General features: G+C 48.3%; 16 protein-coding genes. 14 read left to right on the forward strand and 2 right to left on the reverse strand.

The features are described 5' to 3' along the window. Positions 1-15 precede the first annotated feature (15 nt). From NO352_RS23985 to NO352_RS24025, 9 genes are all read left to right on the forward strand, one after another. Positions 16-1116 (forward strand): GerAB/ArcD/ProY family transporter, encoded by a 1101-nt coding sequence (locus NO352_RS23985; protein ID WP_005543417.1) that lies wholly within the window; start codon positions 16-18, stop codon positions 1114-1116. Next, positions 1113-2432, forward strand: a complete 1320-nt coding sequence (locus tag NO352_RS23990) for a Ger(x)C family spore germination protein (RefSeq protein WP_289356938.1) — start codon at positions 1113-1115, stop codon at positions 2430-2432. Before NO352_RS23985 ends, NO352_RS23990 begins: the two co-directional genes overlap by 4 nt. A gap of 143 nt (positions 2433-2575) precedes the next feature. Beyond that, complete coding sequence (locus NO352_RS23995; RefSeq protein ID WP_268598872.1) at positions 2576-3631, forward strand: PTS sugar transporter subunit IIC; 1056 nt, start codon at positions 2576-2578, stop codon at positions 3629-3631. Between the two features lie 244 nt (positions 3632-3875). Next, entirely contained in the window at positions 3876-5504 is a 1629-nt protein-coding gene (locus NO352_RS24000; protein ID WP_005543411.1) for an SWIM zinc finger family protein, read from the forward strand. Then, on the forward strand, positions 5501-8524 hold the full coding sequence (locus tag NO352_RS24005; RefSeq protein WP_268620910.1) for a DEAD/DEAH box helicase: 3024 nt from the start codon (positions 5501-5503) through the stop codon (positions 8522-8524). Before NO352_RS24000 ends, NO352_RS24005 begins: the two co-directional genes overlap by 4 nt. Positions 8525-8614: 90 nt before the next feature. Further along, the gene (locus NO352_RS24010; RefSeq protein WP_289356939.1) at positions 8615-9289 is read left to right on the forward strand and encodes an SOS response-associated peptidase; all 675 of its coding nucleotides are present in this window, start codon (positions 8615-8617) and stop codon (positions 9287-9289) included. Positions 9290-9577: 288 nt separating this feature from the next. Next, positions 9578-10516: a PD-(D/E)XK nuclease family protein gene (locus NO352_RS24015; protein ID WP_005543405.1), complete on the forward strand. Its 939-nt coding sequence runs from the start codon at positions 9578-9580 to the stop codon at positions 10514-10516. A 264-nt stretch (positions 10517-10780) separates the two neighbouring features. After that, on the forward strand, positions 10781-11221 hold the full coding sequence (locus NO352_RS24020; protein ID WP_005543403.1) for an ArsR/SmtB family transcription factor: 441 nt from the start codon (positions 10781-10783) through the stop codon (positions 11219-11221). After that, complete coding sequence (locus NO352_RS24025; RefSeq protein ID WP_289356940.1) at positions 11193-13517, forward strand: heavy metal translocating P-type ATPase; 2325 nt, start codon at positions 11193-11195, stop codon at positions 13515-13517. Before NO352_RS24020 ends, NO352_RS24025 begins: the two co-directional genes overlap by 29 nt. A 90-nt stretch (positions 13518-13607) precedes the next feature. Here the strand turns inward: NO352_RS24025 and NO352_RS24030 are convergent, their stop codons facing one another. Continuing rightward, positions 13608-14168, reverse strand: a complete 561-nt coding sequence (locus NO352_RS24030; protein WP_005543398.1) for an N-acetyltransferase — start codon at positions 14166-14168, stop codon at positions 13608-13610. A 213-nt stretch (positions 14169-14381) separates the two neighbouring features. Between NO352_RS24030 and NO352_RS24035 the strand changes: the two genes are divergently transcribed. From NO352_RS24035 to NO352_RS24055, 5 genes are all read left to right on the forward strand, one after another. Continuing rightward, a complete protein-coding gene (locus tag NO352_RS24035; protein WP_289356941.1) occupies positions 14382-15701 on the forward strand; it encodes a cell wall-binding repeat-containing protein in 1320 nt (439 codons plus the stop codon). A 347-nt stretch (positions 15702-16048) separates the two neighbouring features. Beyond that, positions 16049-16849: a DsbA family protein gene (locus NO352_RS24040; protein WP_268620912.1), complete on the forward strand. Its 801-nt coding sequence runs from the start codon at positions 16049-16051 to the stop codon at positions 16847-16849. 76 nt (positions 16850-16925) lie between these two features. After that, positions 16926-17342, forward strand: a complete 417-nt coding sequence (locus NO352_RS24045; RefSeq protein WP_005543394.1) for a disulfide oxidoreductase — start codon at positions 16926-16928, stop codon at positions 17340-17342. Between the two features lie 35 nt (positions 17343-17377). Further along, positions 17378-18652: a methyl-accepting chemotaxis protein gene (locus tag NO352_RS24050; protein ID WP_005543393.1), complete on the forward strand. Its 1275-nt coding sequence runs from the start codon at positions 17378-17380 to the stop codon at positions 18650-18652. Positions 18653-18834: 182 nt separating this feature from the next. Next, on the forward strand, positions 18835-20577 hold the full coding sequence (locus NO352_RS24055; RefSeq protein ID WP_289356942.1) for a glycoside hydrolase family 35 protein: 1743 nt from the start codon (positions 18835-18837) through the stop codon (positions 20575-20577). A 72-nt stretch (positions 20578-20649) separates the two neighbouring features. On the opposite strand, the gene NO352_RS24060 is transcribed toward NO352_RS24055, so the two are convergent. Continuing rightward, positions 20650-21714, reverse strand: coding sequence for an alpha/beta hydrolase (locus NO352_RS24060; RefSeq protein WP_289356943.1), 1065 nt, complete (start codon positions 21712-21714; stop codon positions 20650-20652). Between the last annotated feature and the right edge of the window lie 138 nt (positions 21715-21852).

Genomic DNA, 21852 nt, shown 5'->3' on the forward strand with positions numbered 1-21852 from the left:
GAGCTGTGGAGTATCTTGAGTCAAATTGGGTCGAATGAGAAAATAACGACACAGCAGGCGGCTGTATTTGTGGCTAATTATATTTTAGGAGTTGGCATTTTAACGCTTCCCCGGGCAGCGGCGGAGAAGGTTAAAACGCCCGATATCTGGTTGACCGTCATTCTCGGCGGTCTTATAGCTATGGTGGCCGGCATTATTGTAGCGAAGCTTAGCCAGCAATACCCAGGCAAAACTTTTTATGAATACAGTCAGCTTATTGTTGGAAAATGGCTAGGGATCGTGCTGAATGCGTCGATTATTATCTATTTCATAGCTACATCTGGCAATATGGTGCGGGCTATGTCGGAAGTGATGAACCTGTACTTGCTTGAAGGAACCCCGCGCTGGGTTGTGATCATGTCTTTTCTGTGGGTGGGGATGTACATCATAGTCGGTGGGGTTTCCGCGATTGCCCGCTTTTTCGAAATTGTGTTTCCGCTGACGATATTGACCATTCTGTTCTTGGCGCTATTGAGCTTTAAAATATTTGATGTTAACAATTTAAGGCCAGTACTTGGACAAGGGATTGGCCCTGTATTGAACGGGGTAAAGACAACTGGGCTTTCCTTCTCCGGCTTTGAAATACTGCTTGTTCTGCAGGCGTACATGTCTACACCGAAAAAGGCTGTCCGTGCGGTTGTAATCGGGATACTCATTCCGATGCTCTTCTACGTTGTGACAGTAGTAATGGTAGTTGGAGCCTTATCGATTAGCGGTGTAGTCAGCCAAACCTGGCCGACGATAACATTGTTCCGCAGCTTCGAATACCCAGGGATTCTATTTGAACGCTATGAATCCTTGCTGCTGGTTATTTGGGTAATTCAAATCTTTACAACGTATGCGATCACCCATTATGCGGCTGCACTTGGCATTGCGCGAATGGTGAACAAGGATATTCGTCCGATGCTGTACGCGCTTATTCCGGTCATTTATCTTGCCTCAATGTCGCCAAGAAATATTAATGATCTGTTCTCTATGGGAGATCGGATTAGTGATGTCGCCATGATCATGTTTGGGATTTTGCCAGCTATTTTACTCATCATTGTGAAGTGGAGAAGGAGAATTGGCGCGCAATGAGCAGGAACAATGGAAATAAGGCACAAGCGAATTGCCAGTGCATTGCTGTTCCGGCTGTGAATGGTGCAGATAAACGACTAACCGATCAAATCCACCAGAATGGAAGTTGGCTGCGCACAGCAAGGAGAATTATGGCTATCTCCTGCAGTCTTCTGCTTTTGAGCGGCTGTTGGAGCAGACGGGAAATTGAGGACTTGAACTTCACAGTAGCAGCGGCGATTGATCTCGGTCATGCCGTGAAGCAGGAACAGGAATTTGAAAAAAAAGATGCGGATTACCCTCGTGAACGAAGACTTGTGTTAACTTATCAAATGGCGAAGCCGGAGCAGTCATCAGGTCAAGAAGCGTCAGGAAACAAGAAAAAGTATCGAAATGTTTCGTTGTCAGGAGACTCGATCTATCAGATGTCAAGAGAAATATCGCTCAAGGAATCGAAGCCGATTTTCGGGCAGCATTATAAAGCATTGGTGATTGGCTCTGAGTTGGCGAAACAAATGAATTTTCGCGAAGTGCTGGACTTTTTCATGCGGGAACAAGAGTTTCGCCCAAGCTGCTTAGTGTATGTCAGTAAAGGAACGGGACAAGAAATATTGGACACCAACACCTCTGGGGAGATTCCTGCACTCCGTTTGTTAGGAATATCAGATAATCACTATCGGACTAACCGTTTGCTGAAGCCGATGTCCCTCACCAATTTGCAAGATAAGCTGAATTCGATGACCAGCTTTCTGTTGCAAAATGTAGTCACGGCTAATGAAGAGCTGAAATTGTCGGGAGCTTCCGTCATATCTGGCAAAACAGGCAAGCAGTTAGGTTACCTTAATGAAGAGGATATGGAGGCTGTGAACTGGGTGCTGGGCGGTGCCAAGGGGGGGATAGTGAAAAGCAAGGATAACGCCACAGGCCAAATATCTGCATACGAAATCACAAACGTGAAGAGCCATATTACTCCTCATGTCGAAAATGGACGAATATCATACGATGTGCGGGTGGAGTCGGATGGCCGTCTTGGGGAACAAATGAGTGGAGGAAATGACTTTGATAACAAGTTCTTAAAGCGTTTGGAAGCAGATACGGAGAAACGAATTAAAGAACTCGTAACGAAGCTGCTTAATAAGCTGCAAAAGGAGTATCGTGCCGATGTATTAAGATTCGGAGATAAGCTGCGCATCGCCTATCCTCGACTGTGGGAGCAAGAAAAGGAAAATTGGGATGAAACTTTCAGTACAGCAGTGATCCGATATGATGTCAAAGTGACGATTCGAGAGTACGGCACATCCAATATGCGGGAACGACAATCGGAGGCACAAAGTTAAGTATATAATGTAATCATAGTCTGGGATGGGTATTATATACAGTGCAACCTTACTCTTCAATTGTTACAATGAGTGCACATATAGTCTTACGGATTTCGAAACCTACATGATTTGCTTGCAGTACATGCATTGGGGGAGAGAAGATGCAAATCATTCAAGGAACAGCATTGCTGCTGCTTGTACTATCTTTATTTAGTTTATTTAGCTTCAAGGCGCCTAACGGGATGAAGGCGATGGGAGCCTTGGCGAATGCTGCCGTGGCCAGCTTTTTGGTTGAAGCGTTCCACCGTTATGTCGGGGGAGACATGCTGAAGCTGGATTTCTTAGGGGAAGTAGGAATAACGGCAGGGGGGCTCGGCGGTGTTGCCGCAGCATCGCTCGTATCCCTGGCTATGGGAGTATCGCCAGTGTATGCGCTAATGCTCGGTGTCGCTTGCGGGGGGCAAGGGCTTCTGCCGGGCTTTATAGCTGGCTACATCGTCTCGTTTCTCGTAAAGATGTTCGAGAAAAAGGTGCCGGCAGGACTTGATCTAATCGCATGTATTGTAGTAGCTGCGCCCTTGGTACGCTGCTTGGCCAAGCTTATAAGCCCAGTTGTTGACGCAACATTGCTCAACATTGGCAGCATCATCTCGGCTACGGCTACCAATAATCCGATTATTATGGGCATTATATTGGGCGGCGTGATCACTGTAGTGGCGACAGCACCGCTCAGTTCGATGGCGCTGACGGCCATGCTCGGCTTAACCGGTTTGCCTATGGCGATTGGAGCCTTGTCAGTTATGGGCTCTTCATTCATGAACTTCGTCTTTTTCCATCGTATGAAGTTTGGTGACCGCAGAACAACGCTTGCGGTCGCCATAGAGCCGCTGACCCAGGCGGATCTAATATCGGCCAATCCGATTCCGGTCTATGTGACGAATTTTATCGGAGGGGCGGCTGCAGGCGTGATTGTGGCACTCTTTGGTCTCATCAACAATGCGACAGGTACGGCAACGCCGATAGCAGGTCTTATGGTGATGTACGGCTTCAATGATCCTGTAATCGTTACGATTGCAGCTGTGCTATGTGCATTAGCAGGCGCTGGTGCGGGGCTTCTCGGCTCGATTGTATTCCGCCGCTATCCGATTCGAACGGTAGCGGAGGTTCGCGGATCGAACAGCCAAGAACCCGAAGGGACGTTGGAGTCTACTGTATGAGCAGGAAGGAGCATTCTTCATAACTTTGAGGGTTGGTTCCTTTCTACAAGACGTTTTAATGAACTGAATTAGGCGAGGAATGAACCCGCACAAGAGGATGTAAAGAGTGTTTCCATATTGGAGACGCTCTTTTTCTTCTATATTCCGGTTTTTTTGTGTAAACTGAAAGGATACAGAATTTTGCGGCTGCTTGCGATCGGACAGGTCTGGAGAAGTATAGCCGTAGTAATGGAGGGTAATCACGTTGCTGCAACCGGACGTCACTGTGGACGACATCAACCGGCTCGCCGGTCAAATGAAGGAGCACTTTACGTACGCGACGCTGGAGCAAGGCTGGCGATATTATCGCAAGCATGCAGTGTCCCGTGTGCGCAAGGCTGAGGGACGGACTCGGATCATTCAGGCTGATGTACATGAGACAGAGCACTATCATGTAAGGTTTCATATGAAGCGGGTCGAGGAGAGTACGTGTACGTGTCAGGCTGGAAGTGGGTGCAAGCATAAGGCGGCCGTGTTTTTCCAATTATGCGAAGCGGCGGGTAAAAAGCCGGAGCTGTATTTATCTGATTTCCGTCATGCCTACATCGAGCTCGAGAGACAACGCACTGCTGCACGCAAGCGCGAAGCACAGAAGGCAGAGCGGGAACGCCGTATCCGCGCCAGCCAGATGACACTCTCACAGGATGCTTCTGCAAAGGAGTGGCATCTCTTTTTTCATAGAAAATATGCAAAGCCCTTCACCGATTTTCAATCATCCGTAACGGAAATTACGAAATGGGTACAAGAGCAGCTATATCGCGATAGCGAGGCGATGCCTAAATCGATACAAACGCTGCTGCGGATGCATGTACAGTTGTTCTTGATTCAGCAGATGGCAGAGCGCTATGCGCAGGCTGCACGCGGATACCATTCCCGGGATATTTCGGCGGATGATGCCGTACATCCTTGCATGGAGGAGTTAAAGGAACTGTGTAAGAAATTTGAACGTTCAGAGCTTCCAACAAATTATAGGGAGCATGTCCGATATTTGGGCATAGTAGCGGAGCAGATTGCCCTATCTGAAGAGGAGTCGCCTGTGGATAGGCTTGCAGTCTTTGCGCTCGTGTGGTCGGAAATATTGAACCATCCAGATGAATTGCGCCTTGCGCGAACGCGTCTGCAGGAACGATTGAAGCCTTTGTCCGAACTTCGGCCTCGCCTTCGTGACGCCATACGGGTTGCGCTCATCCATATCGAGTCCTTGTTAGGCTATGATGAACGGGCAATTGGCCATCTGCATGCACTTACTTTCTATAATGATCCGGAGCGATTTTTGCAGTATGCCGATGAGCGGATGGACAGTGGCGATCATGAGAAGCTGCTGATGTGGTTGAAGGCGTTGGCCCCAATGGTCAGTCAAGCGCGTCATCGTGAACTTTTAGAGCGATATTGGGGATTGTGGAAGCGGTCATACGATGCCCATGCCGATATGCATCAAGAGCTTGATGATTTGCTGCTTGTATTGCTGCCCGGCATATATCCGTATTTGTCCACATTCCTATTAGAACAGGGCAGGTACCGGGATTGGGCGGATATTCAAATGGTACGCCGCATATCGCCAGCGGAAGCGGATGTGGCGGAATGGAGACGAGTTGCAGATGCTGCGCCAAGTTTGCTGCTGCCGTTATACCATCAAGCCATTGAGCGGCATATTGAAGAGCGCAATCGAGATCATTATCGGATTGCCGTCACTTTGCTGCATGAGCTGCGCTCTATGTATGAGCGCAGTGGTTCACTTCATACGTGGGAACGATACATGGATTGCTTACATGAACGGTATTCCCGTCTAAGAGCATTTCAAGAAGAGTTGAGGGGAGGGGCACTGCTGACATGATCGAACAATCGCCTTGGATTGTAGAATGCATGAAGCGAGGTGACGGGACATTCCTGTTGTTCCATAGTGGAATACGGCGAGACGTACGTGCTCTGAAGCATTTGCTGTTCGGTTGGCATGCTCCTTCCTTCTATGGCACGATGCTTCCCATAGAGAATGAGGGACGGATCGAAGGAATTGTGGTTACTGCGGCTGAAATGCTGGAGGCGGTCGCGATGGCGCCAGGCGTGCGCTGGACGGAGCTGAAGCAGGGAGATAGCTTCCGCATTGCTTGTACTATGGCGAAGCTGTATATGGAGGTGCTGCGCGAAGGCCGATTCGAGCCGTCCTTCGAGAAATGGAAGGCGGGATCATTTGGCTGGGAGCTGCTGCTGAGCGAGTCTGAGCAGAAGACGATAGACAAATTGCTTTATCAAGCTGAACAAATAGAGCATCCGGAGTTAGTCGATTGGTTCGATGACCTGATGGCCGAATTGTTGACTGACAATCAGGATCGGAATTTGTTGCGCTCGGAAGTGTTGCGAGTGCGTCCGGAGCTGGAAGAGATGCGGATACCTTCACAGCGGTCACAGTGGACAAGCGAGCAGGATTGGCTGGAAATGATAGGATGGTCGATTGACGAGACTCCTTTTCGTGTTGTGCTTCGCATTGATGAGCCGGAGCAGGAACGTATGCCGTGGGCATTGCGCATATTGCTGCAGGAAAAAGGAGATCCCGATGTTCAAGTGGCATGCGTATGGAGCAAAGGCACGGATGAGAGTGACACGTCCTGTCAAGTGAAGGCAGCAGCAGGAGACTTCCCGGAAGCATGGAAGCCGTTTCTGCAAGAACGACTGTCTCGGGATATTCGTAAGGTGCTGCGGATCGTCCCGTGGCTTGAAGAGACATCGAACAGCCAATTGAAGGATTCCGATAATGAACCACTTATCAAAATTCAAGAAACTAGCGGAATTGGCCAGATAGATACGGTAGAAAAAACGGCTAATGCTACTTGGTGCCGATTGAAGGAGAGGCTTGGGGAAGAAGAAGCATGGCGCTTCTTAGCTGAGGGAAGTTTGTTGCTTGCAGAGGCAGGATTTCGAGTGATCGTCCCCGCTTGGTGGCAGCGAGTACGTCAAATGAGAACACGGCTTAAAGCGCGTGTTCCATCCTCTGCAGGATCCTTCTCTGCTTCGACGATGGGTATTAATCAGATGATTCAGTTTGATTGGAGACTTGCAATCGGGGATGTAGACGTAAGTGAAGCAGAATTCCGCCAACTGATTGAAGAGGATCGGAGGCTTGTCCGGCTGAATGGCCAATGGATTCAATTGAATCCTGACGACGTAAAGGAAATCCGTCGCCTAATGAATCAGGTGGATGGCGGCGGAATGACATTCGGCGAGGTGCTCGAACATCATATGGCTATGGAGCGTCAGCGGCTTGAGGAAGGCTTGCTGGAGGAGGACATGGAGCGGGACAATCGTCTTCGGCTTGAATTAGAGCTGAATGAGCAGTTGCAGCACTGGCTTGCCATGCTCCAGCATCATGAATCGATTCCGCCAAGCGCTATGCCGGCAGGATTGCTCGGAACACTGCGGAAATATCAGGCTGACGGGTACTCTTGGTTGATGTTCCTTCGCCGTTTCGGGCTTGGCGCTTGTCTAGCAGATGATATGGGACTAGGAAAAACCATACAATGGATTGCTTACGTGTTAAGAGTGAGGGAAGTTGAACCGGATTCCGGGCCTTCCCTGTTAATCTGCCCGACCTCGCTAATCGGCAACTGGCAGAAGGAATTGGAGCGATTCGCTCCAGATCTTCAGGTATATTTGCATTATGGGGCTGATCGGCTTCGGGATGAAAGGTTTGCAAAGGAGATTCAAAGTGCCGATGTAGTAATTACAACCTATACGCTGGCATTAATGGATCGCGAGCTGCTATGGCCGGTTATGTGGAATTCGGTATGTTTGGATGAGGCACAGAATATTAAGAATCCCTATGCGAAGCAGTCGGCAGCAATTCGGAAGCTGCGTGCTAGGCACCGAATAGCGCTGACGGGTACGCCAATGGAAAACCATTTGACTGAGCTGTGGTCCATCTTTGACTTCGTCAACCCAGGGTACTTGGGTACACTGGCTCAGTTCCGGAAAACCTACGTCAATCCGATTGAGCGCAGTCGAGATGCGGAGTGGACGAAGCTCGTCCAGCGGCTTGTGCAGCCGTTTCTGTTGCGCAGGCTAAAGCGGGATCCGGAGATTCAGCTTGATTTGCCGGATAAAAATGAATCGAAGGTCTATGTGCCGTTAACAGCTGAGCAGGCTTCGGTGTATGAGCAGACGCTGCACGCGTTGTTCGAGGATCTGGATCAGCTTGATCCAATGGAACGAAGGGGCAGAGTGTTGGCTGCAATAACGAAGCTGAAGCAGGTATGCAATCATCCGTCCCTTGTGCTGCGAGATCGGGCAACGGGACGGGATTCCACTCGTTCGGGCAAGCTGACGCGCTTGTTGGAAATGCTGGAGGAACTGCGTTCGACAGGGGAACGAAGTCTCATATTTACACAATATGCTGAGACGGGAAAGTTGCTGCAAGAAGTACTTGAGCGAAACACGAAGGAATCAGTTCCATTTCTGCATGGTAGTGTACCGAAGGCTGAACGTGATCGCATGGTTCAGCGATTTCAGGATGAATCGCTGCCGGAGGAAGAACGGCCTCGCATTTTCATCTTATCGCTTAAGGCTGGCGGCACAGGGCTGAATCTGACAGCAGCTAACCATGTGTTCCATTACGATCGCTGGTGGAACCCAGCGGTGGAGAATCAGGCGTCTGACCGGGCGTATCGAATCGGACAGACACGCAATGTGCAAGTATACAAGCTGATTGCCCTTGGAACCCTTGAAGAGCGGATTGATGATATGATTGAGCAGAAGCAAACCTTGAATGAACAAGTAATTGGCGGCGGAGAGAAGTGGATTACAGAGCTGTCTCCAACCGAATTGCGGGAGCTGTTTGCATTGCGGAGACATGTAATGGAGTAGGCGGAGTCAAGCCCGATCCTTCCAGATGGAATTGTCTGCATAAATATCCTCATTCTACAGACAATATTGTCCATGAGGAGGATGATGGGCATGTGCAGGAAATATGCAATTTCCGCAGATCTATCTGAGATTGAACGGGTATTTGAGATCGAGCAAGTGCTCTATCCCTATCAACGGCGCTATAATATTAGCCCGACACAAGCGGTGCCGGCAATTTTAGAGCTTAAGGGCAGGCGTGTACTGGATGAATTCAGGTGGGGGATGGTGCCCTTTTGGGGCAAGGATTCATTGAATGCCGATATTTATTCGGTTCATAGCAATTCGGCTTATTGGAGGCTAACGGAGCGTCAACGGTGCGTTATTCCGTGCAGCGGCTTCTACTACTGGAGGCAACAAGGGAAAAAAAGCCTTCCTGTTCATATGGTGCTGCGTTCGCGGGGCGTCTTCGGGGTAGCAGGACTGTATGAGGTATGGCGCGATGCACAAGGAAGAGTGCAGCAGACATGCACGTTATTAATGTCGCGGTCAAATGAGCTTGTTGCTGAATTCGAGACACGCATGCCGGCTATATTGGATCCTGTGGAAGTGGATGCTTGGCTTCGACCGGTATCTACTGAGATCGAGTCGCTTGCTCGATTGCTGCGTCCATATGCAGCGGAACGAATGATGTTCTACTCAGTTACACCGCGTATCGAGGATGAACAATATGACCATTCGGACTGTGTTCAGGAATTGGATATGAGACTTGGCTGGGTTAAGCCATGAATTAACGAGCACGTTACAGTGGGGATACAACATCATCACATCATTAGGGAATCGTTGAATGATCAGATGCGGTGGTTCAGATAGAAAGGTATTATGTACAGCCTTGGCTCAATGATTACGGGTCAAGGCTGTTCCTGTTGTTCTGCATTATTCAGCATGTATTGTCGTTCTTGGTTACCGAGAACATTTATTCACTGAGGTACGTTTCTTTTTCCTACTCGTGAACATGCTATAATAGCTTAATTAAACCGTTGTTCGGTGAAAGATTTGGCGAAGGGGGAGATTTCTTTGCAGCGAAAGCTTTACCCGGAATGGTCATGGTCACCCTCGCGGCATGTGCTGTTCGAAGAGTGTAGACGCAAATATTATTATCATTATTATGCCTCGCATAATGGCTGGTTTCGAGATGCGCCGCCATTGGCAAGACAAGCTTATCAGTTGAAACAGATGACCAACTTGCATCTTGTGTTCGGGGAAGCGATGCATAAGATGGCAGAAGCGACATTGATGCAGATGCATCAATCCGGTCGAATGATGGATGCGGAGGATATCGTGCGTCGCGTGCGTAATCTACTTAATCAGGCATATACGGATTCCCTTGATGTAGAAGCATGGAAGGAGCTGCCGAAGCAGCGTACGATGCTTCATGAAATGTACTATGGCGGGCAGTTGCCAGCTCGGACGATTGAAATGATTAAAACTCGCATTCCCATTTTGGCAGACCGGTTCCTAAACAGCCGCAGTGTGCAGCAATATCGGGAAGATTCGGATGTACGGCTTATGGAGTTAGAGCGATTGAACACGATAGAGGTGGCCAGCACGAACGTATTTGTTAAGCTGGACGTTATGTTCCGTCATCATGACCATTATATCATTGTAGATTGGAAGACCGGTCAGGAAGATGAGCGCAATAAGACACAGCTTCGCTTGTATGGATTGTATGTGCATCGTGTGTATGGGGTGCCTTATGAAAAGCTTGATATCCGGACGGAATATTTGCTTAGCGGGAGCTGTGTAGAGGATGCTGTGTATGAGGAAGAGATGGAGGAATTGGAACGTCATGTCGTCGACAGTATGCTGCTTATGCGAGATTATTTGGAAGAGCCACTGCGCAATCAGCCAATGTCCATCGATGCGTTCGAACCGACAGAAGAGGTGAAGCGCTGCCGTCGTTGTCCGTATTTGGACATATGTGAGTATGGACGGCGTGAGGAAGCAGTATCGTAGATGAGAAAGCATTTTCGCTCACGATTGCAGCAATAAGGAGATTAGTTATAGTAGGGAGAAGCCCATTTTTTATGAACATTAAAATAATCGTTTGAATTTATGAATGGGATAAGATATACTACAACTACAGATAACATTCAAACATTCTTTTGAATATTGTAATGATTACGATTAAGCAAAGGATGATTCAACTTTCAAGCGAATGTGATTAATGCGCTTAATCTTCAATGAAATTAACAACAATATAGTTAAGAGGTGAACAAAATGGTAGCACAGCGATCAACGAATGATTTGGAGAACATCCAATCGCATACACACAATAAAGAAGATGTATGTGAAATTGTATGTTATGACGCCGTAAAAATTAATGCCTTGAAAGGCCGCGTTGAGGACACTGAGGTACAAGGGATGGCTCAGATGTTCAAGGCCTTATCGGATCCGACCCGGATGAAGATGGCATGCTTGCTGGATGAGGGGGAAGAGCTGTGTGTATGCGATATGGCTATATTAACAGGTCAATCCATTGCGACTACCTCGCATCACTTGCGAGTCATGAAGAATCTAGGAATCGCGAAATCACGCAAGGATGGCAAGAATGTCTTTTATACCTTGAATGACCATCATATTCGGATGCTCGTTCGAATGACACTAGAACATTTGAGAGAGGAGCATTGCCATGACGACGCGGGGCATAGAGAAGGCTGACGAACGAATTGCATATCGAGTGCAAGGATTGTCGTGCGGGAACTGTGCACGGGAGATGGAAGGCGAGATTCGCCGGTTGAAGCATGGTGAGGATGCGACATTAAGCTATAATAGTGGAACATTGAAGCTGAATAAGAATATCGACTTGACTGCCGTGAAGCGGATCTTGCGAACAGACGGCGCGAAGCTGGTGGAATCAGGCGGGGCTGCTTCAAGCTCGGCGCATGCATCAGCCAATGCGCACGCAGAGTGTGCTTGCGATGGTCATGATCATGGGCATTCCCACGAGGGACATGGTCACGAAGGACATTCTCACAGTCACTCGCATAGCCATTCAAGCGGTAAGGCACATCAGCATGATCATGGACATGATCACGACCATGATGCAGAAGGCCATGGACATGATCACAGCCACGGGGATATGAATCGGATGAAGTGGCTGCTGGGCACTTCCGGCTTGTTGTATGTTGCTACATTCGTACTCGACAATGCTGCACCTTACGGCGTATTGATTGGCATGTATCTGCTCGCCATGCTGCTTAGTGGATATGGTACCTTCATGAAAGGGCTTCGGAACCTGCTGCGGCTGCGCTTCAATATGGATACGCTGATGACAGTGGCGCTCACTGGTGCGGTTGTTATCGGAGAGTGGAAAGAAGCGACGCTCGTCGCCATCTTATTCGGGCTGAATGAAATGTTGGAAGGCTACGGCATGGAGCGGGCTCGTCAATCGATGGAAGCCTTGCTTGCAGTAGCTCCGAAGCAGGCTACCGTGCTTCGCAATGGGCAAAGTGTAACAATTGCGATTGAACAATTGGTAGTCGGCGATGTTGTACTGGTGCGTCCCGGGGAAAAGATTCCCTCCGATGGGACGGTCGTTGAAGGAAACAGCGCCGTCAATGAGGCGGCTATTACAGGAGAATCTTTGCCGGTATCCAAAGCGGCTGATGATGTGGTATACGGAGGCAGTGTGAACACCGACGGCATCCTGAAGGTACGTATTGATAAAGCGTATGAAGATTCGTCACTGGCGAAAATTTTGCATCTTGTGCAGGAAGCACAGGATACGAAAACACCGACAGAACTGTTCATTGATCGGTTTGCCCGTGTGTATACACCAATCATTATGGTAATTGCAGCACTTGTAATGCTCGTACCGCCGCTATTCATGGGTGGAGAGTGGTATAAATGGTTCTATCAAGGGCTTGCCGTTCTGATTGTCGGCTGTCCATGTGCACTTATTCTATCATCGCCAATTGCTATTGTCAGCGGGATTACACGCAACGCTCGCAACGGAATTCTGATCAAGGGCGGCGTCCATCTGGAGCAGCTTGGCAAGATTGAGGCACTGGCCTTTGACAAGACAGGTACCTTGACGAAGGGGGAGCCTGCGGTACAAGATGAGGCGATATATGATGAAGATCGCTTCTACCAGATCGCTGGTTCCATTGAGCAGGCTTCCTTACATCCGCTTGCCAAGGCCATTATGAGGCATCTGGAGGCGAAGGGAAGCACTTCCTTCGAAGAACCAGCACACAGTGAGACCGTGGCGGGAGAAGGAATTCGGGCTGAAATTCAGGGTGCCGTCTACTGGGTAGGCAGTGAGCGCATACTGGATAAGCTGCAGGGTGGTTCGGCTGAAAGAGTGCGTCAGGCACGTAAAGCTGCGGAGCAAATGAAGTCGCGTGGGCTTACTTTAGTGGTTGTTGTATCTGAACAAGACGGTAAGCCGTTAGGGGTATTTGGATTAGCCGATGAGATTCGTGAGGAAAGCAAGCGGACGATTGCGGCTCTCCACGCTGCTGGTGTGAAGCATACGGTCATGCTGACAGGCGACCATGCTCAATCTGCGGAACAAGTAGCTAAGAGTGTGGGTGTAACCGACTGGTATGCACAGTTGCTGCCGCAGCAGAAAGTCGATAAAATTAAGGAACTTGGTCAGAAATACCCTGTCGCTATGGTTGGCGACGGCATTAACGATGCGCCTGCATTAGCTTCTGCACAGTTGGGAATCGCAATGGGCAAAGGAACAGACAGTGCCGTTGAAACGGCGGATATCGTCCTCATGCAGGATCATCTCGGGAAGCTGCCTAGCGCAATTCGGATTTCGCATAAGGTGAACCGTATCGTGCGCTGGAACATCGGGCTCGCGCTTGGCTTGAAAATTATTGCCTTGCTGCTTACGATCCCGGGATGGCTGACACTTTGGATTGCAATTTTGTCCGATATGGGGGCGACCATCGTAGTTACTTTGCTTGGTATGACTGTGCTTCTCGGACGAGATCATGAAGAATAACGTAAAATCATCATAGCTGCATCCGAAAATAGAAACCGCCTGTATTCTCCATCTGTGGAGGAGGCAGGCGGTTTTTTGTCGGCTTGCTTTTTAGGATTGATTGACCGGGGGGAATAACGCAAGATTCTTCTCAAATAGTAGATATCCATTGTCTGTACGACCTTGGTACGCAAAGCCCGCTCCACGATAGAACGACTCCAGTGCTGGAATACCGGACATGCAATCAAGACGAATGCTGCGCTTATTCGGAAACGCGATGCCGCTTGCTGTCCATGCTAGAATTCCACTTCCGACATGCTGACCTGCATAATTACGGTTGATGGCGAGACGGTGCACATATACGGATTCCTCTACGGAATCATTTCCCCACAACAAGCGATCCCATGGACTTGGCGTTGTTAGCAATATGACCATGCCGGCAATCTGCCCCTCCTGCTTAAATAAGAAGACATCGCCGTTCAGAATCGCGTCCGCTGTATTGTGGGTGTCTTGTCCTTGAAGCAATGCATTCCATTGGGTAGAGCCTCGTTCTTGTAGCCACTTGGCGGTGTTGTGCAGCAGTGCCATTACATGTTCAGTATCAGTTGAAAGCGCACGAACAGCAATAAGTCCGTTAGGCAACGTTTTCTGTTGAATTATTCCCTCATTCACAGCAATATCCCACCCTTTTTCACGCCTAGTATTAGTAGTTCAAATCTCGTTTGTTGTAAGGCGAATTTCATTTTGCTGCTATTGTATCGCATTGACGTATTTCTTTGCACGTACCAAAGTTGCTCGTTCCTATCAATAAACAAATCAAGAGTAAGAACCGGATCTGTCGGGCATCTTACAAGATATGGATGGATTGACGGGAGGTATATGTTCATGAATGAGTCATGGATATCAAGACATCAGACGAGTAACAGGGACGATAGAAAATGGGATCAGACCACAGGGATGTGTCCATGGCAATTGGGGGCAAGATCGCGCTTAATGCGCGCGTCTTGCTGGGGAGTGCTTTTGTTATGCATAGTGCTGGCAGGGTGCGGATCAACGATGACTGTAGCCTCCGACGAAGCAGCGTTCTATGCCGGAGAGCCTCTAGTGAACGAGCAGGCGACACATGCACCTTGGATTGCTACGAAAAATATGACGCGTATTAATACAGATGATCACGTGAAGGCGGCAGTCACTGTATCTCGAACAGTATGGCCCGGGTATATTGACGAACAGCGGCCTAATGGGGTTGTACTTGTACCGGATGAACAGTGGTCGGTTGCAATGGCGGCTGCCGATCTTATTCATTTCCCCAATAATGGCCCGCTGCTCTATATTAAGTCCGACCGCATTCCGGAGGAAACTAGAATAGAATTGCAGCGTCTCAAGCCTAAAGGCTCGCCTGACAATAAAGGAGTGCAAGCGATCGTTGTAGGCAAGGTGGATGCGACAGTGGTAGACGAGGTGAAGAAGTTGGGACTAAAAGTAGATGTAATTGCTGGCGATAATCCGGCAGCCGTTGCAGCTGCTATCGACGATTATTACGCAAGAGTAAGCAAAGATCGGCCGATGTCAGTCATTATTGCCTCTTCCGATGATCCGTCCTATGCCCTGCCTGCGGTTAATTGGATTGCACATATGCCAGAGCCCGTACTGTACGTGAGCAAGCAGGGGATTCCGCAGTCAACAGCTGACGCGCTCGCGAAGCGTCGTAAGAAGGCGGTCATGTATGTACTTGGCTCAGAGAACACCATTCCACAGGAAGTCACCGATGAATTGCAGGTGTTCGGACGAGTTGAGCGCATTCCTGCAGCATCTCCGATAGAACAAGCCATTGCCTTTGCTCGATACAAAGATAAGAAGACTGGGTTCGGTTGGGGAATTACGTCGCCAGGACATAATTTCTCCTTTGTGAAGCAAGGGAGTGAGCGGCTGGCAATTGCTCAAGCTCCATTTGCTCATTTGGGCAAGCATGCTCCGCTGTTGTGGGTGCAAGGCGATCAGGTGCCGATGGCCGTGTATGATTATGTGCAGTCAATACGGCCTCATTATGAGCATACGCCAGCAGAAGGGCCTTATAATGCTGCCTGGTTAACTGGAGCTGAAGTGTCCGTTGCCCCTCGAATACAGAGTGAGTTAGATGCCCTGCTTGAGATTCAGTCCAAGAGAGACACAGCGCATGGAGCCGCCCATCACCATAGCTCATAATTTACAGTGAAGCGTTAATTTTCAAGCTTCCTTCCCCTTACGTGATCACTAGAGGAAGGAAGCTGCTGTTTTATGGCCGGAAAATCAGAGGTTAGGATGCTTCATCCTCGTTAGCAAGTGGAGTAGGGCGTTCGAAGTGAATGGCGGTGTCAAAGTATGACAGAAGTACTTATATAGGTCTAATATATAACATCTATATTCTTTATAGGTTTTAATTATCGATTATGCAGGGTGTTTAGAAACTTGTGGAAATTTTTTGATAAATAGTCGTTTATTTTGCACAAAAGAAATGGAAAAATGGGCAGCTTTCCATTACATTTAAGGAAGGTGAAAAAAAGTTAGAAGAGGTGAATGAATTGGGAAAAACTTCAAAATCCAAACGTAACAAGCAGCCTGGGCAGGTTAGGCCGTCAACTTCAGCATCTACTGAGGGACAAGCCCGGACAGTGCCAACTTCACGCAACAATAAGAAACGGAATGACCGCATCTTCTTATTCATGATTCCTGTAGCCATAGTTGTGCTTCTTGGGCTCATATTTGTATTGAACAAGCAAGGGGAGAAGATCAAGCAGGATGAGATGGTGAGCAGACCTGCCGTACAGTTCGATCTGACAGGCCAGCCAACGCTAGGTTCTTCAGAGGCGAAGGTATCGATTGTAGAATTTGGGGATTACAAATGCCCTGCTTGTAAGGATTGGGAAACAACCGTGTTTCCGCAGCTGAAAAAGGACTTTATCGATACGGGCAAGGCAAAGTTTTCCTTTATTAATTATCCATTTATTGGTAACTCCTACATGGCATCGAATGCCGCAGAGGAAGTATTCCTTCAGAAGCCAGAAGCCTTCTGGCCCTATCATGAGGCAATTTATCATGCGCAAGGCAATGAACAAGACAACTGGATAACAACCCCATTGCTCTTAGACCTTGCGAAGCAGGTGTCGCCGGATATTGATCTTGGGAAATTAGAAAAAGCAATTGACGAGCAAACACATAAAGATGCAATTAGCCAAGATTTGAAGCTGAAGGATCTTGCCAAAGTATCAGGAACTCCATCTGTATATGTGAATGGCAAGGAGTTCACAGGGCAGTGGGACAGCTACAGTGAATTGAAAGCGTTCATCGAACAAGCATTGAATGAAGCGAAATAGCATATACAACGAGTATACAAGCTGTACGTGATTCATGATGTATTGAGAGTAATATTTAAATCAGGAGGAACGATATATGTCCGCAATCCGGCGTTACGCATTGTATTTTGCTTGGATCATCTCCTTGATTGCAACCAGTGGAAGCTTGTATATGAGTGAAGTGTTGTTATGGGAACCATGCAAGCTATGTTGGATTCAACGGATATTCATGTATCCGCTTGTTCTCTTGCTTGGCATAGCTGCATACCGCAATGATCGGAGCATCGTAAGATACACGCTTCCGCTTACGATCATTGGCGGATCTGTATCTATTTATCATTACTTGCTGCAAAAGGTACCGGGAATGGCAAGCTTAACTCCTTGTCGATCAGGAGTTCCGTGCAACTATGATTACATGGAAGGTTGGATTACAATTCCGTCGCTAGCGTTTATCGCATTTCTACTCATCACGATTCTACTGATTATCGGACGCAAGAACGAACCAGAGGAATAAGGCGTAGTGTTGTCAACGAGATGGGAGAGAATGAAATGATGAAATTGGGACTGCAAATGAAAATGGTTGTCGGCATGCTGGTGGTATCTGGCGTTACCTATGCGACAAGCGGGTTATTTATCTTCGTGCTGAAGCCCTATCTAGCACCTAGCATGAATCAACTGCTGTATGACGGCATCATCTTTATGCTTGGCGTATTCTGGACGTGCCTGCTGGGCTGGCTTGCGGCACGACTGGTCGTAAAGCCGATTATTCAATTAACGAAGGCGGCGGATGAGGCGGCGCAAGGTAAACTGAACGTGGTACTGCCAACATACCGCTTCCATGATGAGGTCAATGTCCTGATTACCTCGTTCGGCCAGATGGTACGCAATTTGCAGCATATGATAACAGAGATTAAAAGCAGTGTAGATATCACGACGCAAAATACATCGACATTAAGTGGGGCAATGACGCAAGCTGCTCACCAGATTGAACAAATCTCCTGTGCGGCAGATGAGATGAATCGCGGGGCTGAGCAGCAAGCGATGTGGACTGCAGAAGCTGCTAAGTCAGTTGAACAGATACATGCCTCTGCCGGTGCTGTACAAGCACGAGCGGAAGAGACTGAGCGAATGACCAAAGATATGTTGGAAACTCTTGCAGCGAGCGAAGGGATGTTGAAATCGATCATCGACGGTATGTTAATGGCGGCTGAATCGGGGCAGGCTTCGATCAATACCGTCCAGCGGCTTAGTGAGCAGGCAGAGCAAATTGGCGATATATCGACCGCGGTTCGGGATATTGCGGATCAAACCCATTTGCTCGCCTTGAATGCTTCTATTGAAGCTGCCAGAGCTGGCGAGCATGGAGCGGGATTTGCCGTTATCGCCTCACAGGTACGAAAGCTGGCGGAGCAAAGTGCTTCTGCTGTAAGCAATATTAACGACCGTATCGTGCTTATGCAGTCTCAGGTCGTGCAGGCTGTGCAATTGATTACGAAGCAAGTCAATATCGTAAGCGTGGAGGCTGCAAAGAAGGACAAAGCTGCGAATGCCCTCAGCGCCATCGCTCATGTGACGAAGCAAGCATCGAAGGCTGTTCATGATATTGCAAATGAAGTCGAGGAGCAGACGGAGCGCTTCGCTTCCACGTTAGAGCAAACGCGCAAAATGGCTTCCATCGTCAATGAAATGGCAGAAGGAACTCGTCAAGTAGCAAGTGCAACCCAAGAGCAGACAGCCGTAATGGAAGAAATGGCTGCATCATCTGACGTGCTGCGTGACCAAGCGCAGCGCTTACAGGTACAGACAGCTGCATTTAAAAGCTAGTTTATAGATTATCGGATTGAGACTTGCATCAATAATTGATGCAAGTCTTTTTTTTGTGACATTTATTCATAAACAGGTCTGTTAAATGTATGTTCATTTGGAGAGAAGTCGGTATGATGGAGGTAAGTATGCTTAATTGTTTGGTTCTTAATTAACGGTAAAAGGCAGGAGGAGAACGTTTCATGACAGCGCTTTCGTACGAGGATCAGCATTTTATGCTTGAAGGAAAGCCTATCCAGCTTATATCTGGTGCCGTTCATTATTTCCGCATTGTGCCCGAATATTGGGAAGACCGGCTCCGAAAGGTGAAGGCGATGGGCTGTAACTGTGTAGAGACATATATTGCTTGGAACGTGCATGAGCCGCGCGAGGGGCAGTTCAACTTTGATGGAATCGCGGATGTTGTTGAATTTATCCGGATTGCACAGCGGGTTGATTTACTTGTCATTGTTCGTCCAAGCCCTTATATATGTGCAGAATGGGAATTCGGTGGCATGCCGGCATGGCTGCTAAAGGAAGACATAAGGCTGCGCTGCAGTGATCCCAGATTCCTTGAGAAGGTATCCGCGTACTATGATGCGCTTATACCGCAGTTGAAGCCGCTGCTTTCGACTTCTGGAGGGCCTATTATTGCGGTGCAGATTGAGAATGAATATGGCAGCTACGGTAACGATCAGGCTTACTTGCAAGCCTTGCGCAATATGCTCGTAGAGCGTGGCATTGATGTCCTGCTGTTCACTTCAGATGGCCCTGCCGATGATATGCTGCAGGGAGGTATGACAGAGGGCGTGCTGGCAACCGTCAACTTCGGTTCCAGACCGAAGGAAGCCTTTGGCAAGCTAGAGGAATACCAGCCGAATGCACCGCTTATGTGTATGGAGTATTGGAACGGGTGGTTTGATCATTGGTTCGAGGAACATCATACCCGCAGTGCGGAAGATGCGGCGCAGGTGCTGGATGAAATGCTTAGTATGGGGGCGTCTGTGAATTTCTATATGCTGCATGGCGGAACGAACTTCGGATTTAGCAGCGGCGCTAACCATGGCGGACGATACAAGCCAACTGTAACCAGCTATGACTATGATAGCGCGATTAGCGAAGCAGGTGATATTACGCCTAAATATCAACTTTTCCGAAAAGTGATTGGGAAATATGTGTCTCTTTCGGAAGATGATATGCCGCAAAATACGCCGAAGGCAGCTTATGGAGAGGTGAAGGTGAACCGCTCTGTGAAGCTGTTCGATACGCTTGCTTCGATGACTGATGTGAAGACGAGTGTCTGCCCAGAGCCAATGGAGAAGTATGGGCAAAATCAGGGATTCATTCTTTATTCCACACGGGTTTCAGGTCCTCGTTCAGAATGCTTCTTAACGATTCAGGATGTCCGTGATCGTGCCCATGTATTCCTTAATCGGAAGCTGGTCGGGGTTGTTGAGCGTTGGGATCCGCAGCAGCTATCGATTATGATACCGGAAGGCGGAGCACAGCTGGATATTCTTGTAGAGAATATGGGGCGAATCAACTATGGATCGGAGCTGCTTGATCGGAAAGGGATTACACATGGTGTCTGTTTGAACGGTCAATTTCTTTTCCATTGGGAAGTACATAATCTTGAACTGGATACATTAGATGGCTTGCACTTCGAGGCAACTAATACCGGCTTAGAGGGTGAGCAGCCTGTCTTTTGTGAAGCAGCATTGTTGATACAGGATGGGCCGCAAGATACCTTCCTTCGCCTTGATGGATGGAAGAAGGGCGTTGTGTTCGTTAATGGTTTTAACCTAGGGCGTTATTGGGAGGTAGGGCCGCAGCAGACTCTATATGTGCCAGCCCCTATTCTTCGTCAGGGTGAAAATCACATTGTCGTGTTGGAACTGCATTGTCCAGGTGACAAGATTAGCTTTGTGGCAGAACCGTCTTTATAAGTTAATTTTCATCCAATCGCGATGGTAAGCGAGAGCAGCCTTCTAACAAGTGAAAGGCTGCTCTCTTTTGTTCTACGTTACAGGAATCATCCCCTCGGACTCTGCAGGAACTAGATCAGGAATAAGATCAACTCCGAGCTCTGGCTGTGGGTCGGGCTCCTCGATGACGTCGACTGTCTCATACACTTCATGGAATGGCTGCGTCAATTCCTCAGGAGATGGCGACCCGATTGTTGCTTGAACAAAGCTCGTCACTCCTTGCCAGTAACGTTCTCTATTCGTAGCATAAGCAGTACCATGACCAGCGCCTTCAATGAGAATCAGGGAGGAAGTAGCGCGCTTCGCTTCATGCAGTTGCTCACTCATCCATGTAGGCACGAAGCGATCCTTCTTACCATGAATGAATAAGACGGGCAAGTTGCATGTTCTCATAATGCGAATTGGGCTGACTTGCTCCATACGGAATCCTGCCTTCCGCTGAAGTAATCGATTGATAAGAGCCATGGTTGGCCAAGCAGGCATTTGATTCAGTATCTTTACTTGATAATGAATGAGCTGCGTCAGATCGGAATAAGGACAGTCTGCGACAATGAATTGTATTTGTGGCCTGCGGATGGCCGCATATTCAAGCACAGTGCCTCCACCAAGCGATTGACCATGCAATCCAATGATGCAATCTTTCCCCTTCCGGGAAATGAGCCAATCCACCCACATTTGTAAATCGTATTTTTCCTTGTAGCCAAAAGTGGTATATTTTCCTTCACTCTGACCATGCCTCCGCTGATCGACGAGCAAAATATTGAATCCTTGCTCGATGAACATATCCATGAATTGCGCCGACCAAGGAAGGGCTCCTGTGTAGCCGTGAACAATTAAAGCAATTCGACGTGAATGTGGATATTTTTCCACATACCAACCATACAGCATAATGCCATCATGGCTTCGAATGCTGACTTCTTCCTTGTTGCAGGCTTCGAATTGTTGACGGGTAAGTACGCCTTGCTGCTCAAGCATCTCCAGACATCGCTCATAGGTGGAACATTTGGAACGCGTCATATAATGAACGGCATAATGCGGAATGAGCCAGGCAGATAGTGCTAAAAAGATGATAATTCCAGATACAATCGGCGTCAGCATTGCTGGCAGACCTCCAATCACGTATCATTGGGTTCAAGCAGGTTGTCCGCGGATACATCTAGGATGTGCATTATGGATTTTTATTAACCGAATCTGGAGCAATCATTACGAAGGAATGTAGGATGTGCAGAGAGGGTG

It is taken from the genome of Paenibacillus sp. S-12 (assembly GCF_030363895.1).
In the GTDB taxonomy this organism is placed as follows: domain Bacteria; phylum Bacillota; class Bacilli; order Paenibacillales; family Paenibacillaceae; genus Paenibacillus_B; species Paenibacillus_B alvei.

Excerpts from the sequence above, each read along its gene's own strand:
- NO352_RS23990 (WP_289356938.1), top strand. The coding sequence starts at position 1,113 with ATGAGCAGGAACAATGGAAATAAGGCACAAGCGAATTGCCAGTGCATT.
- NO352_RS23995 (WP_268598872.1), top strand. The coding sequence starts at position 2,576 with ATGCAAATCATTCAAGGAACAGCATTGCTGCTGCTTGTACTATCTTTA.
- NO352_RS24005 (WP_268620910.1), top strand. The coding sequence starts at position 5,501 with ATGATCGAACAATCGCCTTGGATTGTAGAATGCATGAAGCGAGGTGAC.
- NO352_RS24010 (WP_289356939.1), top strand. The coding sequence starts at position 8,615 with ATGTGCAGGAAATATGCAATTTCCGCAGATCTATCTGAGATTGAACGG.
- NO352_RS24020 (WP_005543403.1), top strand. The coding sequence starts at position 10,781 with ATGGTAGCACAGCGATCAACGAATGATTTGGAGAACATCCAATCGCAT.
- NO352_RS24025 (WP_289356940.1), top strand. The coding sequence starts at position 11,193 with ATGACGACGCGGGGCATAGAGAAGGCTGACGAACGAATTGCATATCGA.
- NO352_RS24035 (WP_289356941.1), top strand. The coding sequence starts at position 14,382 with ATGAATGAGTCATGGATATCAAGACATCAGACGAGTAACAGGGACGAT.
- NO352_RS24045 (WP_005543394.1), top strand. The coding sequence starts at position 16,926 with ATGTCCGCAATCCGGCGTTACGCATTGTATTTTGCTTGGATCATCTCC.
- NO352_RS24050 (WP_005543393.1), top strand. The coding sequence starts at position 17,378 with ATGATGAAATTGGGACTGCAAATGAAAATGGTTGTCGGCATGCTGGTG.
- NO352_RS24055 (WP_289356942.1), top strand. The coding sequence starts at position 18,835 with ATGACAGCGCTTTCGTACGAGGATCAGCATTTTATGCTTGAAGGAAAG.
- NO352_RS24060 (WP_289356943.1), bottom strand. The coding sequence starts at position 21,714 with ATGCTGACGCCGATTGTATCTGGAATTATCATCTTTTTAGCACTATCT.